General features: G+C 52.7%; 2 rRNA genes. Both read left to right on the top strand.

The window, feature by feature from the left end:
• Positions 1 to 95: 95 nt before the first annotated feature.
• Positions 96 to 2,988 (top strand): 23S ribosomal RNA (locus tag PT85_RS17330).
• 146 nt (positions 2,989 to 3,134) lie between these two features.
• A 5S ribosomal RNA gene (gene rrf / locus PT85_RS17335) occupies positions 3,135 to 3,250 on the top strand.
• Positions 3,251 to 3,303: the final 53 nt, after the last annotated feature.

Raw genomic sequence — 3,303 nt, forward strand, 5'->3', positions numbered from 1 at the left:
AAATTTGCGAGTTCAAGCGCGAATTTTCGGCGAATGTCGTACTTCACTGATCGATCCAAGGCTGTTGTCGAGAGACAGATTGCTTGGGGTTATATGGTCAAGTGAATAAGCGCATACGGTGGATGCCTTGGCAGTCAGAGGCGATGAAAGACGTGGTAGCCTGCGAAAAGCTCCGGGGAGTCGGCAAACAGACTTTGATCCGGAGATGTCTGAATGGGGAAACCCACCTGTCATAAGACAGGTATCTTGTACTGAATCCATAGGTGCAAGAGGCGAACCAGGGGAAGTGAAACATCTCAGTACCCTGAGGAACAGAAATCAACCGAGATTCCCTTAGTAGTGGCGAGCGAACGGGGACCAGCCCTTAAGCTTCTTTAAATCTAGTAGAACGCTCTGGAAAGTGCGGCCATAGTGGGTGATAGCCCCGTATACGAAAGGTTTATAGAAGTGAAAACGAGTAGGACGGCGCACGTGAAACGTTGTCTGAAGATGGGGGGACCATCCTCCAAGGCTAAATACTACTGACTGACCGATAGTGAACCAGTACCGTGAGGGAAAGGCGAAAAGAACCCCGGAGAGGGGAGTGAAATAGAACCTGAAACCGTATGCGTACAAGCAGTGGGAGCCTACTTTGTTAGGTGACTGCGTACCTTTTGTATAATGGGTCAGCGACTTATATTCAGTGGCGAGCTTAACCGAATAGGGGAGGCGTAGCGAAAGCGAGTCTTAATAGGGCGTTTAGTCGCTGGGTATAGACCCGAAACCGGGCGATCTATCCATGGGCAGGTTGAAGGTTAGGTAACACTGACTGGAGGACCGAACCGACTACCGTTGAAAAGTTAGCGGATGACCTGTGGATCGGAGTGAAAGGCTAATCAAGCTCGGTGATAGCTGGTTCTCCTCGAAAGCTATTTAGGTAGCGCCTCATGTATCACTCTGGGGGGTAGAGCACTGTTTCGGCTAGGGGGTCATCCCGACTTACCAACCCGATGCAAACTCCGAATACCCAGAAGTGCCGAGCATGGGAGACACACGGCGGGTGCTAACGTCCGTCGTGAAAAGGGAAACAACCCAGACCGTCAGCTAAGGTCCCAAAGTCCTGGTTAAGTGGGAAACGATGTGGGAAGGCTTAGACAGCTAGGAGGTTGGCTTAGAAGCAGCCATCCTTTAAAGAAAGCGTAATAGCTCACTAGTCGAGTCGGCCTGCGCGGAAGATGTAACGGGGCTCAAACCAGGCACCGAAGCTACGGGTGTCATCTTTGATGACGCGGTAGAGGAGCGTTCTGTAAGCCTGTGAAGGTGAGTTGAGAAGCTTGCTGGAGGTATCAGAAGTGCGAATGCTGACATGAGTAACGACAATGGGTGTGAAAAACATCCACGCCGAAAGACCAAGGGTTCCTGCGCAACGTTAATCGACGCAGGGTTAGTCGGCTCCTAAGGCGAGGCTGAAAAGCGTAGTCGATGGGAAACGGGTCAATATTCCCGTACTTCTAGTTACTGCGATGGGGGGACGGAGAAGGCTAGGCCAGCACGGCGTTGGTTGTCCGTGTTTAAGGTGGTAGGCCGAGATCTTAGGCAAATCCGGGATCTCAAGGCCGAGAACTGATGACGAGCGTTCTTTACGAATGCGAAGTGGTTGATGCCATGCTTCCAGGAAAAGCCTCTAAGCTTCAGGTAACTAGGAACCGTACCCCAAACCGACACAGGTGGTCGGGTAGAGAATACCAAGGCGCTTGAGAGAACTCGGGTGAAGGAACTAGGCAAAATGGCACCGTAACTTCGGGAGAAGGTGCGCCGGTGAGTGTGAAAGACTTGCTCTGTAAGCACACGCCGGTCGAAGATACCAGGCCGCTGCGACTGTTTATTAAAAACACAGCACTCTGCAAACACGAAAGTGGACGTATAGGGTGTGACGCCTGCCCGGTGCCGGAAGGTTAATTGATGGGGTTAGCGAAAGCGAAGCTCTTGATCGAAGCCCCGGTAAACGGCGGCCGTAACTATAACGGTCCTAAGGTAGCGAAATTCCTTGTCGGGTAAGTTCCGACCTGCACGAATGGCGTAACGATGGCGGCGCTGTCTCCACCCGAGACTCAGTGAAATTGAAATCGCTGTGAAGATGCAGTGTATCCGCGGCTAGACGGAAAGACCCCGTGAACCTTTACTGTAGCTTTGCACTGGACTTTGAGCCTGCTTGTGTAGGATAGGTGGGAGGCTTTGAAGCGTGGACGCCAGTTCGCGTGGAGCCATCCTTGAAATACCACCCTGGCATGCTTGAGGTTCTAACTCTGGCCCGTTATCCGGGTCGAGGACAGTGTATGGTGGGCAGTTTGACTGGGGCGGTCTCCTCCTAAAGAGTAACGGAGGAGTACGAAGGTGCGCTCAGACCGGTCGGAAATCGGTCGCAGAGTATAAAGGCAAAAGCGCGCTTGACTGCGAGACAAACACGTCGAGCAGGTACGAAAGTAGGTCTTAGTGATCCGGTGGTTCTGTATGGAAGGGCCATCGCTCAACGGATAAAAGGTACTCCGGGGATAACAGGCTGATACCGCCCAAGAGTTCATATCGACGGCGGTGTTTGGCACCTCGATGTCGGCTCATCACATCCTGGGGCTGAAGCCGGTCCCAAGGGTATGGCTGTTCGCCATTTAAAGTGGTACGCGAGCTGGGTTTAGAACGTCGTGAGACAGTTCGGTCCCTATCTGCCGTGGACGTTTGAGATTTGAGAGGGGCTGCTCCTAGTACGAGAGGACCGGAGTGGACGAACCTCTGGTGTTCCGGTTGTCACGCCAGTGGCACTGCCGGGTAGCTATGTTCGGAAGAGATAACCGCTGAAAGCATCTAAGCGGGAAACTTGCCTCAAGATGAGATCTCACTGGAGCCTCGAGCTCCCTGAAGGGCCGTCGGAGACTACGACGTTGATAGGCTGGGTGTGTAAGCGTTGTGAGGCGTTGAGCTAACCAGTACTAATTGCCCGTGAGGCTTGACCATATAACACCCAAACAATTTGCTGACAAAGCAGATTGGGTGATGGTGAAGTCGACCAAACCGAAAATTTGCAACGAACCGCAAAGCCAGACTCATATCACATACCCGTTTCGGGGTAGCGCCTTAACCGCGATGCCCCAACCGAATTGCTTGACGACCATAGAGCGTTGGAACCACCTGATCCCATCCCGAACTCAGCAGTGAAACGACGCATCGCCGATGGTAGTGTGGGGTCTCCCCATGTGAGAGTAGGTCATCGTCAAGCACCTAAAACCAAAACCCCAATCCGCAACCGCGGGTTGGGGTTTTGTATTTTTC

This window comes from Pseudomonas flexibilis, assembly GCF_000806415.1.
Lineage (GTDB): Bacteria > Pseudomonadota > Gammaproteobacteria > Pseudomonadales > Pseudomonadaceae > Serpens > Serpens flexibilis.